General features: G+C 72.3%; 12 protein-coding genes. 1 reads left to right on the top strand and 11 read right to left on the bottom strand.

Annotation, left to right across the window (positions count from 1 at the left end):
- On the bottom strand, positions 1-1,130 hold a 1,130-nt coding region (locus tag C1I93_RS07605; RefSeq protein WP_111242512.1), incomplete at its 3' end, for a fatty acid desaturase family protein.
- Positions 1,131-1,145: 15 nt separating this feature from the next.
- Positions 1,146-2,237 (bottom strand): ferredoxin reductase, encoded by a 1,092-nt coding sequence (locus tag C1I93_RS07600; RefSeq protein ID WP_111242511.1) that lies wholly within the window; start codon positions 2,235-2,237, stop codon positions 1,146-1,148.
- An 84-nt stretch (positions 2,238-2,321) separates the two neighbouring features.
- Here C1I93_RS07600 and C1I93_RS07595 point away from each other — a divergent pair, with 84 nt between their 5' ends.
- Positions 2,322-3,536, top strand: coding sequence for a PucR family transcriptional regulator (locus C1I93_RS07595; protein ID WP_111242510.1), 1,215 nt, complete (start codon positions 2,322-2,324; stop codon positions 3,534-3,536).
- Positions 3,537-3,554: 18 nt separating this feature from the next.
- Here the strand turns inward: C1I93_RS07595 and C1I93_RS07590 are convergent, their stop codons facing one another.
- The 9 genes from C1I93_RS07590 to C1I93_RS07550 are packed head-to-tail and all read right to left on the bottom strand — an operon-like array spanning position 3,555 to position 11,343.
- Complete coding sequence (locus C1I93_RS07590; RefSeq protein ID WP_181445056.1) at positions 3,555-5,126, bottom strand: Na+/H+ antiporter; 1,572 nt, start codon at positions 5,124-5,126, stop codon at positions 3,555-3,557.
- Positions 5,127-5,181: 55 nt separating this feature from the next.
- Positions 5,182-5,964, bottom strand: coding sequence for an IclR family transcriptional regulator (locus C1I93_RS07585; RefSeq protein WP_111242509.1), 783 nt, complete (start codon positions 5,962-5,964; stop codon positions 5,182-5,184).
- Complete coding sequence (gene pcaC / locus C1I93_RS07580; protein WP_111242508.1) at positions 5,961-6,341, bottom strand: 4-carboxymuconolactone decarboxylase; 381 nt, start codon at positions 6,339-6,341, stop codon at positions 5,961-5,963. Before pcaC ends, C1I93_RS07585 begins: the two co-directional genes overlap by 4 nt.
- Positions 6,338-7,141 carry a 3-oxoadipate enol-lactonase gene (pcaD, locus tag C1I93_RS07575; protein ID WP_223256451.1) on the bottom strand — a complete coding sequence of 268 codons (804 nt, stop codon included), beginning with the start codon at positions 7,139-7,141 and terminating at the stop codon, positions 6,338-6,340. Before pcaD ends, pcaC begins: the two co-directional genes overlap by 4 nt.
- A complete protein-coding gene (gene pcaB, locus C1I93_RS07570; protein WP_111242507.1) occupies positions 7,138-8,478 on the bottom strand; it encodes a 3-carboxy-cis,cis-muconate cycloisomerase in 1,341 nt (446 codons plus the stop codon). Before pcaB ends, pcaD begins: the two co-directional genes overlap by 4 nt.
- Positions 8,453-9,025, bottom strand: coding sequence for a protocatechuate 3,4-dioxygenase subunit alpha (gene pcaG, locus C1I93_RS07565; RefSeq protein WP_111242506.1), 573 nt, complete (start codon positions 9,023-9,025; stop codon positions 8,453-8,455). The genes pcaB and pcaG overlap by 26 nt, the downstream gene beginning before the upstream one ends.
- On the bottom strand, positions 9,018-9,767 hold the full coding sequence (pcaH, locus tag C1I93_RS07560; protein ID WP_111242505.1) for a protocatechuate 3,4-dioxygenase subunit beta: 750 nt from the start codon (positions 9,765-9,767) through the stop codon (positions 9,018-9,020). Before pcaH ends, pcaG begins: the two co-directional genes overlap by 8 nt.
- The gene (locus tag C1I93_RS07555; protein WP_111242504.1) at positions 9,764-10,528 is read right to left on the bottom strand and encodes a CoA-transferase subunit beta; all 765 of its coding nucleotides are present in this window, start codon (positions 10,526-10,528) and stop codon (positions 9,764-9,766) included. Before C1I93_RS07555 ends, pcaH begins: the two co-directional genes overlap by 4 nt.
- Positions 10,525-11,343: a CoA transferase subunit A gene (locus tag C1I93_RS07550; RefSeq protein WP_111242503.1), complete on the bottom strand. Its 819-nt coding sequence runs from the start codon at positions 11,341-11,343 to the stop codon at positions 10,525-10,527. Before C1I93_RS07550 ends, C1I93_RS07555 begins: the two co-directional genes overlap by 4 nt.
- Positions 11,344-11,681: the final 338 nt, after the last annotated feature.

Genomic DNA, 11,681 nt, shown 5'->3' with positions numbered 1-11,681 from the left:
AGATGGGTATAAGAGACAGGCTCGGCGGGGGTGGCCCGCTGGCGGCGGTTCGGCAGGGCGAGCCGGAAGACCTTCTTCCAGGCCGAGAAGACCTGCCGGGGCAGCGAACCGGTGGTGTACTTCAACCCGTAGCGGTCGAAGAGCGCCCGCACCTCGGGGGCGATCTCCTGGTAACGGTTGCTGGGCAGGTCCGGGTAGAGGTGGTGCTCGATCTGGTACGACAGGTTGCCGGTCATGATGTGCAGCAGCCGGCTGCCGCTGATGTTGCCTGAGCCGAGCATCTGCCGCAGATACCACTCGCCCCGGGTCTCGCCCTCGATCGAGGTCTTCTCGAAGGTCTCCACGCCCTCCGGGAAGTGCCCGCACATGATCACCGAGTGGCTCCACAGGTTGCGGATCAGGTTCGCGGTGAAGTTGGCGGCCATGGTGTGGAAGAACGACGGACCGGAGAGCAGCGGGAACAGCAGGTAGTCCTTGAGCACCTGGCGGCGGATCTTCCGGCCGGCCGCGCGGGCCTTGGCCCGGAACTCCGGGTCCTTGAGCCCGTCCTTCTCCTTCAGCCTCCTCCCCAGCTCCAGGTCGTACGCGGCGACGCCGTACTCGAAGAAGCAGGCGTTGAGGAAGTTGTAGAACGGCTGGCCCAGGTATGCCGGGTGCCAGGGCTGGTCCTCGTCGACGCGCATGATGCCGTAACCGAGGTCGTTGTCCTTGCCGACCACGTTGGTGTAGCGGTGGTGCAGCTCGTTGTGTGACTGCTTCCACTGATCGGCCGGGGTGGCGTGGTCCCACTCCCAACTGGTCGAGTGGATCTTCGGGTCACGCATCCAGTCCCACTGGCCGTGCAGGACGTTGTGCCCGATCTCCATGTTCTCCAGGATCTTCGCCACCGACAGGCCGGCGGTGCCGACGATCCAGGCCGGCGGGAAGAGCGAGAAGAGCAGCACCACCCGGCTGCCGACCTCCAGCTTGCGCTGCGTCGAGATGACCTTGCGGATGTACGCGGCGTCCCGCTCGCCCCGACTGTCGATCACCCGCTGGCGGATGGCGTCGAGTTCCTTACCGAGGGTTTCGATGTCCTCGGCGCTGAGGTGGGCGATCGGGTTGGTGGCCTTTTTCTGGATGACGGTCACGTCGATGCTCTCCGATCAGATCTCGAGTTCGCACGGGCCGGCGGCGGCTGACACACAGGTCTGCACGCGTACGCCGTCACCCGGTAGGGCGGTGGTCAGTTCCCCGTTGCGCAGGTCCCGGACCGCACCCTGACGCAGCGGCAGCACGCAGCCGAAACAGATCCCCATCCGGCAGCCGGAGGGCATCAGCACCCCGGCGTTCTCGCCGGCGTCCAGCAACGGCGTGCCACCATCGGCCTCGACCGTGACCGACGAGCGGGTGAAGGTGACAGTGCCGCCTTCACCTGCGGTAATGATCGTGGGCCGAAACCGCTCGGTGTGCAACCGCTGCGCGTGCCCCCGGGCCGACCAGTGCGCCTCGGCCGCGTCGAGCAGCCCGAGCGGGCCGCACGCCCAGGTCTCGCGGTCGAGGTGGTCGGGCACCAGGGTGTCGAGTTCGGCCACGTCCAGCAGCCCGTCGACGCTGGTGTGCCGTTCCACCAGCCGGATCACCCCCTGCTCGGCGAGGCCGCGCAGCTCGGCGCCGAAGACCACGTCGGCCGCGGTGGGGGCCGAGTGCACGAGCACCACGTCGCGGCCGGCGAGCGCGCCGGAGCGCAGCATCCCGGCGACCGGGGTGATGCCGCTGCCGGCGGTCAGGAACAGCACCCGGTCCGGGGTGGCCTCCGGCAGCACGAAGTCGCCCTGCGCCTGGTCGAGCTGCACGATCGTGCCCGGTCGGACCCGCCGGACGAGGTGGTTGCTGACCACGCCGTCCTCGATCGCCTTGACCGTCACCGAGATCGGCTCGGGATGCCGACCGGGGGGCGAGGTGACCGAGTAGGCCCGCCACTGGCGTACGCCGTCGACGTCGACGCCGAGCCGCACGTACTGCCCCGGCAGGTGCCCGCGCCAGCCGCGTCCCGGCCGGATCACGAGTGTCGCCGCGTCCGGGGTCTCCGGGCGTACGGCGAGGATCCTGCCCCGCAGGTCGGTGCCGGCCCGCAGCGGCGCGATCAGGTCGAGGTAGTCGCCGGGCAGCACGGGCGTGGTCACCGTCTCGGCCAGCCGCCACAGCCGGCGACGCAGGGATCCTGATGCTTCCGGTCGCGGGACGGTAGTGGTCATATAACGATGGTCGCGGCAGGCTGGCATAAAATCTTGGCCTGCGAAGGTAAAGCGATCCACCCCTTTTGTGCGGAGAGAACAACCGTGGCGGATACCTCCGGAACCACCCATCGAGCCGCCCGTCTCGAACTGGACGAGCGGGTCGCCCGTGAGCTGCGCGACCGGCTACCGCTGGTAGCCGGCCGCACCGTCACCGCGATCACGGCGGAGGTGCCGAGCTATTCCGGCACCCTGACCGGACAGATGCGCGACAAGATCGAAAATGCCGTGCAGATAGCTCTCGGCACCTTCCTGCAACTGCTGGAACGCTCCCAGGCCACCGACCCGAGCACCCCGCTGATCCCCGCGCTGGAGGCAGCGTACGCGCTGGGCAGCGGTGAGGCCCGCTCCGGCCGCAGCATGGACGCGCTGCTGGCCGCCTACCGGGTCGGTGCCCGGGTCTCCTGGCGGGAGATGGCCGCGGCGACCGTGGCGATCGGGCTGCCCGCCGCCACCGTTGCCGAGTTCGCCGAGCTGATGTTCGCCTACATCGACGAACTCTCCGCCGCCAGCGTCGCGGGGCACGCCGACGAGTTGGCGAGCGTCGGCCGGGCCCGCCGGCGCAACCTGGAACGACTCACCCAGCAACTGCTCATCGGCGAGCCGGAGGAGGTGCTGCGGCGCAGCGCCGAACGGGCGGACTGGCCGGTGCCGCAGACCCTCACCGTCGTCCTGCTCCCCCGGGCCAACCTACGCGGGGTGCTCGCCCTGCTCGGCGAGCACACCCTGGAGAGCAGCGAGGAGTCGCCCGCCGGTGAGCCCGGTGGAGAGCGGGCGGTGGTGCTGGTGCCGGACGCCGACCGGCGGCAGCTCACCCGGGTGCTGCACCGCCGCCGCGCGGTGCTGGGTCCCGCCCGGCCGTGGACCCGGGCCAACGCCTCCTACCAGCGGGTCACCCGCGCCGTGGAACTCGGCATCGCCCACCCACCCGACGGCGAGCCGCTGGACACCGAGCAGCACCTGGCCGAATTGCTGCTCAGCGCCGACCTCGAGGCCCTGGCGGATCTGCGGGCCCGGGTCCTGCGCCCGCTCGCCGAGTTGCCCGCCGCCACCGCCGAACGGCTCACCGAGACGCTGCGCTCGTGGCTGCTGCACCAGGGGCGGCGCGACGACGTGGCGGCCGACCTGTTCGTCCATCCACAGACCGTGCGCTACCGGATGGGCCAGCTGCGGCAGCTCTACGGCGAGCGGCTCAACGACCCGCGTACGCTGCTCGACCTCACCGTCGCCCTGGCCCTACCCGCCGGACCCACGGCATGAGCGTCGGCAGGCGACCGGTCAGTCGGCGGGTTTCTGCCCCAGCAGGCGGAGTTCCTCGAGGTCCAGCTCAGCCTGCAACTCACGCAGCACCGCCTCGTCGATCTCCCGGGAGTCGCGCATCCGGGTGATCTCCTGTCGCTTGTGTTCGAGCGCGGCCAGCCGCAGCCGGCGTTCGGTCTCCCGGGCCGCCGCCGACTCGCTTTCCGGTCCGGCCTGCACGGCACCGAGGTGACTCTCGTACTCGTCCCGGAGTCGCTGCGTGGCCTCCTGGTCGGCGCCGACCCGGTCGGCGATGCCCGGCAGCGCACCGAGGGTGACCCGGGTGGCGTGCGCCTTCGCCTGCCGGGTCTCGTCGTCGCGATCCGCGTCGCCGGCGAGCCCGGCCCAGCTCATCACCAGCGGCAGCGTGGTGCCCTGCACCAGCATGGTCAGCAGGATCACCGTCGCGACGCAGAAGATGATCAGGTCACGCTCCCGCACCGGACCGCCGTCGGCGTTCAACGGCACGGCGAGGACCGCCGCGAGGGAGACCGCGCCCCGGAAACCGGCCCAGCCGGCGACCGTACGCACCCGCCAGTTCACCCGCCGATCGAGGCGGGCCTTGCGCCGGTCCAGCAGTCGAGCGATCCCCGCCGTCAGGTGCAGCCAGAGCATCCGCACCGCCACCAGCACACCGGCCACCACCAGCGCGATGACGATCGCACGCGCCAGCGACACGCTTGACACGCCCCGCACCGCCCGGGGGATCTGCATCCCGACCAGCACGAAGAGTCCACCGTTGATGAGGAAGGTGGTGAGATCCCAGAACGCCAGCGCCAGCACCCGGGACGGGGCACGGATCACCCGGGGACCGGCGAAGGCGATCATCAGACCGGCCACCACCACCGCGAGCACCCCGCTCTCGTGGATGCTGTCGGCCAGGAAGAACGCGGCGAACGGCGTGAGTACGCTGAGCGCCCCCTCGCGCAGCGGATCGTCCAGGCGCTTACGGATCAGGATCACCACCGTGCCGACCAGCACGCCGGCCGCGATGCCGCCGAGGAAGGAGAGCCCGATCCGCCCCAGCAGTTCGAAGACGCTCGGCGCCTCACCTCCGTGCAGCAGGCCGAGCGCGACGGCGAACAGCACCAGGGCGGTGCCGTCGTTGATCAGGCTCTCCGCGCGCAGCGTGGTGAGCAGCCGGCGCGGCATCCGCTTGGCCAGGCCGGCCACTGCCGCCGCGTCGGTCGGCGCGAGCACGGCACCCAGCACCCAGGCCACCGCCGGGTCGACGCCGAGCCGCTGCGCCACGAGCGCCACCGCCACCATCGTGGCGCCGACCAGCCCGACCGCCAGCAGGGTGATCACCACGAAGTTCGCCCGCACCTCCCGCAGGCTGGTGGCCAGGCTCTCCCGGTAGAGGATCGCCGGCAGGAACAGCACCAGCACCACTTCCGGGGCCAGCACCACGTCCGCCAACGGTGGCAGCAGCGCCAGCAGGGCGCCGAAGCAGATGAGCAACACCGGTGGCGCGACCCGGTACCGGCCACCGATCGTGGTGCCGACCAGCACGGTGACGCCCAGCGTGATGATCAGCAGCAGCTCGCTCACGTACCCATGGTGGTACGTCAGGCGGCGCGGTGAGCGCGGATCGTCGACAGCCGGCTCAGCGGCGCGGGCCGACGGCCAGGTCCTCCTCGATGCGCTTCGCGGTGGCCAGCAGCGGGGGCAGCAGCTCCCTGCGGATCGCCTCGAACGAACCACGGCTGGCGTGGGCCGAGACGTTCACCGCGGCGATCACCGCTCCCCGGTCGCCGTGGATGGGCGCGGCCAGCGAGCGCAGCCCCTCCTCCAACTCCTGGTCGACGATGGCGTACCCCTGGGCGGCGATCTTCGTCAGGGTGGCCCGCAGTTTCACCGGGTCGGTGAGGGTACGCCGGGTCAACGGCCGAAGCTGCGCGGTGGCGAGGTAGTGGTCCAGCCAGTCGGCGGGCTGTGCGGCGAGCAGCACCCGCCCCATCGAGGTCGCGTACGCGGGAAAGCGGGTGCCGACGCTGATCCCCACCGTCATGATCCGCTTGGTGGGTACCCGGGCGACGTAGACCACCTCGTCGCCGTCGAGCACCGACACCGAACAGGATTCGTGCACCTGGGCGACGAGGGTTTCCATGTGCGGCTGGGCCACCTCGGGCAGGCTCAGGCTGGACAGGTACGCGTAGCCGAGGTCGAGGATGCGTGGGCGCAACGAGAAGAGCCGCCCGTCGGTGTGCACGTAGCCCAGCTCGACCAGGGTGAGCAGGAAACGGCGGGCGGCGGCCCGGGTCAGCCCGGTGGCCCGGGCCACCTCGCTGAGGGTGAGCTGGGGATGTTCGGCGTCGAAGGCACGGATCACGGCCAGTCCGCGTTCCAGCGACTGGACGAATTCCCCCGATCGCGCCGTGTCGGTCACTCGGCCTCCTGCCGCAGGGCCGCCTGGGCCACCTTGAACGCCCGGTTCGCCGCCGGTACGCCGGCGTAGACGGCCACCTGGAGCAGCACCTCGCTGATCTCGGCGGGGGTGAGACCGATGCGTCGCGCGGCCCGTACGTGCATCGCCAGTTCCTCTTCGTGCTGAAGGGTGGCCAGCATGGCGAGGGTGATGCAGCTGCGGGTACGCCGATCCAGGCCGTCGCGGCTCCAGATCTCGCCCCAGGCGTACCGGGTGATCAGATCCTGGAAGTCGGCGGTGAACTCGTCGGTGCCGGCCACCGCCCGGTCGACGTGGGCGTCGCCGAGCACCTGCCGGCGTACCGTCATCCCGGCGTCGTGTCGCTGCTTGTCGGTCACGGGCTGGTCCCGCCTTCCGGCTTGAAGTGGGCGGCCAGCAGGCCGGCCACGGCCTCGGGTTGTTCGACGCTGGCCAGGTGCGCGGCGTGCGCCAGCATGACCAGCCGCGCGGAGGGGATCCGCCGCGCGATCTCCTCGAGGTGCTGTGGTGGGGTCGCCTGATCGTCGGCGGCACCGATCACCAGCGTCGGTGCGCGGACGGCGGCCAGGTCCGCGCGCAGGTCCATGCCGGCGATGGCCTCGCAGCAGGCCGCGTACCCGGTCGGCGGGGTGTGGGTCAGCATGTCCCGGTAGGTCGCCACGGTGAAGGGGTGGGCGGCGGCGAAGGCGGGGGTGAACCAGCGTTCGACGACCGTGTCGGCGATGGTGTCCAGCCGGCCGGCGCGCACGGCGGCCGCCCGGGACCGCCAACCCTCCGCCGGACCGAGCGCCGCCGACGTGCAGAGCAGGGCGAGCCGGTCGACCCGCTCGGGGGCGTGCGCGGCCAACCACATGCCGACCATGCCCCCCAGGGAGAGTCCGGCGTAGTGGGCCCGCTCGACACCCAGCTCGTCGAGCAGGTGCAGCACCTTCCGGCCGAGCAGGTCGATGGTGTACGGCCCGGTCGGCACGGCCGATCCGCCGTGGCCGAGATGGTCGTACCGGATCAGGCGGAACCGGGTGGCCAGGGCCGCCACCTGCGGCTGCCACATGGCGCCGGTGGTGCCCAGGGAGCTGCCCAGCACCAGCACCGGCGCGTCCGGCGGTCCGTCCACCGTGGCGTGCAGCCCTCGCGCCCGGTGCGACCCGTCCGGGGTCACCGCGATCCGTCCCGGTGCAGGTCGAGGGCGCGGTCGACCAGGTGGCCGGCGGAGCCGAGCCAGCCGGCCGGGTCCAGGGCCGCGTCGAGGTCGGCCTCGGACAGGTGGGCCCGGACGTCGGGCTCGGCGAGCAGGGCGTCCCGCAACGGCGGTCGGGCGGCGGCGCGGCGGACCAGGTCGTGGGCGGCGGCGCGGCCCAGCGCCGGAGCCAGCCGGGTGGCCACGGCCTCGGCGAGCAGCAGGCCGCCGGTGGCGTCCAGGTTGGCCCGCATCCGCTCCGGGTGGACGCGCAGGCCGGCCAGCATGCGGGCGGTACGGGCGGCGGCGCCACCGGCCAGGTGCAGCAGGTCGCCCAGTGGTTCCCATTCGGCGTGCCAGCCGCCGGTGGCCCGCTCGTGTTCCTGCACGGCCGCGGTGAACAGGGTGCCGACGAGTCCGGGTCCGCGTCGGGCCGCCGCGGTGACCAGGACCGAGTCGACCGGGTTGCGTTTGTGCGGCATGGCCGAGGAGCCGCCGCGCCCCTCCCCGCCCTCGGTCACCTCACCGATCTCGGTCTGGGCCAGCAGGCCGACGTCGATCGCGATCTTGCCGGTGGCGGCGAGCAGTCCGCCGAGCGCCGCGGCGAGGTCGAGCACGGGCTGGCGGCGGGTGTGCCAGGGCAGCGGGCTGGCCGCCAGGCCGAGCTGGGCGGCGAACCGGTCGACCAGGTCCGGGCCGGCGGGCCCGTACCCGGCGAGGGTGCCGACCGCCCCGCCGAGCTGCGCCGGCAGTGCCGCGCGGGCGCGCGCCAGGCGGGTGCGCGCCTCGTCCAGGCCGAGCAGCCAGCCGGCCGCCTTCAGGCCGAAGGTGGTCGGTGCGGCCTGCTGGCCGAGGGTGCGGGCGACCATGAGGGTGTCCCGGTGGACGCGGGCCAGGTCGGCGGCGGCGTCGGCCGCCGCGTCGAGCTGCCGCAGCAGCACTGCGCCGGCCCGGACCGCCACCAGCGACAGGGCGGTGTCGAGGATGTCCTGGCTGGTGGCGCCGTGATGCACCCAGGGCCGGGCCGAGGCGTCGACGGCGGCGGTCAACTCCCGCACCAACGGCACGACCGGGTTGCCGGCGGCGTCGGCCGCCGCGCCGAGCGCGGCCGGGTCGTACCGCTCGGCGCGGCAGTGCCGGGCGATCTCCTCGGCGACCGGTACGGGCAGCAGCCCCGTGTCGGCGGCGGCGCGGGCGAGCGCGGCCTCCGCGTCCAGCAGCGCCTGCAACAGGGCGCGGTCGTCGAGTTCGGCGTCCACGTCGGGCGTGCCGGACAGGGGGCGCAGCAGCGCCTCAGACCGCGAAGAAGACGGTTTCATGTTCTCCCTGGAGGCGGATGTCGAACCGGTAGCCGTCCGGCGCGGGGCTCGCCAGCAGCGTGTCCCGGCGATCGGGATCGACGCCCCGCAACACCGGGTCGGCGGCGTTGGCCGTCGCCTCGTCGGGGAAGTAGACCCGGGTGACCAGGCGGTGCAGCAGGCCACGGGCGAAGACCGACAGGGTCAGGTGCGGCGCCTCGGTCTCCCCCTCCGGCGTGGGCAGCGGTCCCGGCTTGACGGTGAGCAGCCCGTACCAGCCCTGCCCGTCGGTCTCGGTGCGGGCGAAGCCGCGAAAACCGGGCACCGTCGAAGGCCGGGCGCCACGCGGGTCGTCGGGGTGGTCGAAGCGGCCATCCGGGTCGGCCTGCCAGCTCTCCACCAGCGCGTCGACCACCGGCGCGCCGGTGCCGTCGACGATCTGGCCGCGGATCCAGCACGCGCCCGGGGTGCCCTCGGGCACGGCGTACGGGCCGTCGGGCCAGGGCAGGCCGATGTGCAGGTACGGCCCGACGGTCTGGGCGGGCGTGACGCCCAGGCGTTCACTCATCGTCGTCCTCGTCCTCGAAGGGGGTCTCGTCCCGGCCCCGCAGCACGATGTCGAACTCGTAGGCCAGCGCCCACTCCGGCCGGGTGGTGGCGTGGTCGTACCGGGCGATCAGCCGCTGTCGGGCCTGCTCGTCACGCACCGAGTTGAGCACCGGGTCCTGGAAGAACAGCGGGTCGCCGGGGAAGTACATCTGGGTCACCAGCCGCTGGGTGAACGCCCGGCCGAAGAGCGAGAAGTGGATGTGCGCGGGCCGCCAGGCGTTGTCGTGGTTGCGCCACGGGTAGGCGCCCGGCTGCACGGTGATGAACTCGTAGCGGCCCCGCTCGTCGGTGAGGGTGCGCCCGACGCCGGTGAAGTGCGGATCCAGCGGGGCCGGCCAGTTGTCCAGGATGTGCCGGTAGCGGCCGGCGGCGTTGGCCTGCCAGATCTCCACCAGGGTGTGCGGCACGGCCCGGCCGTCGCCGTCGAGCACCCGGCCGTGCACGATGATGCGCTGCCCCTGTGGCTCGCCGTCGTGCTGGCGGGTCAGGTCGTGGTCGAACTCGCCGAGGCGTCCCTCGCCGAGCAGCGGGCCGGTGACCTCGGTGAGCCGCTGCGGCAGGTACACCAGCGGCTGGTGCGGCGCGCGGATCACGGTGGACTTGTAGCCGGGACTGAGCAGCGGCGGGTGGGCGTCGACGTCGTCGCGCCGGTAGCTCGGCAGCGTCAGCGGATGGGTGGTGTCGTACCCGTCGCGGGTCATCGGGCCGTCCTCTTGGTCGCTTCCAGGGCACGCAGCACAGCGAGTTCGTCGGCGGTCGGCGGCTCGCCGGTGGCCAGTTCGTCGGCGACCGCGAGCGGCCAGCCGGTGGCCGCGCGGGCCTGGTCGACGGTGACGCCGGGATGCAGTCGGGTGAGGGTGAGTTCGCAGGTGGCGGGGTCCGCTTCGAGGACGCCGAGGTCGGTGATGACGGTACGCGGCCCGCCGCCACGCAGTCCGAGCCGGGCCCGGTCACCGGGGCCGCTGCCGTAGCCGACCGAGGTGACGAAGTCGACCCGTTCGGTGAAGGTACGCAGGCTCTGCCGGACCACTACCACCACCTCACCGCAGGAGGCGGCGATCTCCGGTGCCCCGCCCGCGCCGGGCAGGCGTACCTTCGGGTCGGTGTAGTCGCCACCGACGACCGTGGTGTTGATGTTGCCGTACCGGTCGAGCTGCGCGGCACCGAGGAAACCGACGTCGATGCGGCCGGGCTGGAGCCAGTAGTTGAAGACCTCGGGCACCGACACCACCGCGTCGGCGGTGTCGGCGAGCACGCCGTCACCGATGGAGAGGGGCAGTCGGTCGGGTTTCGCCCCGAGGCAGCCCGACTCGTAGATCAGCACGAGGCCGGGGGCGTGGGTGGCGCGGGCCAGGTTGGCCGCGGTGCTGGGCAGCCCGATGCCGACGAAGCAGGCGGTGCCGTCGCGCAGTTGCCGGGCGGCGGCGACGGTCATCATCTCGTCGGCGGTGTATTCCGTCATGCCGGCACCTCCGCCTCGTGCACGTGCCGGGCGATCCAGTCGGTGAAGGTGTCGCGGTCCCGGCTGATCGCGTCCCAGGCGCGGTAGAACTCGTTGTCGCGGACGGAGTAGCCCTGGGTGTACGACGGGTGGGACCCACCGGGCACCCGCGCCACCGCGGTGACCGCCCAGCCGGGCAGCACCACCTGTCCCGGTACGGGTTCGAGCTCGTCGACGATCTCCTCGACGGTGATCAGCGACCGCTGCGCGGCCAGCACTGCCTCCTTCTGCACCCCGGTGATGCCCCACATCTGCACGTTGCCGGCGCGGTCGGCGCGCTGGGCGTGCACCACCGTCACGTCGGGACGCAGCGCGGGCACGGCGGTGAGGGTCTCGCCGGTGAACGGGCACTCGATGGGGCGGATGTTCGTGGTGTGCCGGGGCAGGTCGGTGCCGGTGTAGCCACGCAGCACGGCGAACGGCAGGCCGGAGGCGCCGGCGACGTACCGGTTGGCCATCCCCGCGTGGCTGTGTTCCTCCAACTCCAGCGGGACCGGCCAGGAGTTCTGCACCGCGTCGCGGAAGCGGTGCAGCGAGCCGACGCCGGGGTTGCCGCCCCAGGAGAAGACCAGCCGGCGGGCGCAGCCGGCGCCGATGAGCTGGTCGTAGATGACATCGGGGGTCATCCGGACCAGGGTCAGGTCGCGCCGCCGCTGTCGGATGATCTCGTGACCGGCGGCGAACGGGATGAGGTGGGTGAACCCTTCCAGCGCCACCGTGTCCCCGTCGCGGACCAGTTCCGCGACGCCGTCGGCCAGCGAGACGAGCTTGGCCATGTGTCTCCCGCCTCCTGCCTCCACGCCCTCCCCACGGCGTCACGGCTTCTCCCGAGCGGCGAAGCGGTGTTCGGCATGCGGACCGGCGTACTTATCACGAACGTAAACGGCTACGGCGGTGTTCGTCAACGTACCCTCGGCCGGCCGGAACCCGGCCGCGCGGTCGATTGCGGAAATGTTGCGCCCGGCCGTTGACGCGGACGACACCGCGTGAAAATGTCCTAGATGAGAACGCTTGTTCGGCAGGCGAACACACCTGCGCGGCGGTGACCCCATCGCTGTCCCACCGGCCCGCACGGAGGATCACGGTGGCTGACCGTGCAGGGCGAGATCACCCG

This window comes from Micromonospora endophytica (assembly GCF_003236305.1).
Classification (GTDB): domain Bacteria; phylum Actinomycetota; class Actinomycetes; order Mycobacteriales; family Micromonosporaceae; genus Micromonospora; species Micromonospora endophytica.
Note: the sequence above shows the minus strand (reverse complement) of the source record. Positions and strands in the feature narration are given on the sequence as shown.

Coding starts and splice junctions, on each gene's coding strand:
- pcaB (WP_111242507.1), bottom strand. CDS start 8,478: ATGAAACCGTCTTCTTCGCGGTCTGAGGCGCTGCTGCGCCCCCTGTCC.
- C1I93_RS07555 (WP_111242504.1), bottom strand. CDS start 10,528: ATGACGGAATACACCGCCGACGAGATGATGACCGTCGCCGCCGCCCGG.
- pcaH (WP_111242505.1), bottom strand. CDS start 9,767: ATGACCCGCGACGGGTACGACACCACCCATCCGCTGACGCTGCCGAGC.
- pcaG (WP_111242506.1), bottom strand. CDS start 9,025: ATGAGTGAACGCCTGGGCGTCACGCCCGCCCAGACCGTCGGGCCGTAC.
- C1I93_RS07600 (WP_111242511.1), bottom strand. CDS start 2,237: ATGACCACTACCGTCCCGCGACCGGAAGCATCAGGATCCCTGCGTCGC.
- C1I93_RS07550 (WP_111242503.1), bottom strand. CDS start 11,343: ATGGCCAAGCTCGTCTCGCTGGCCGACGGCGTCGCGGAACTGGTCCGC.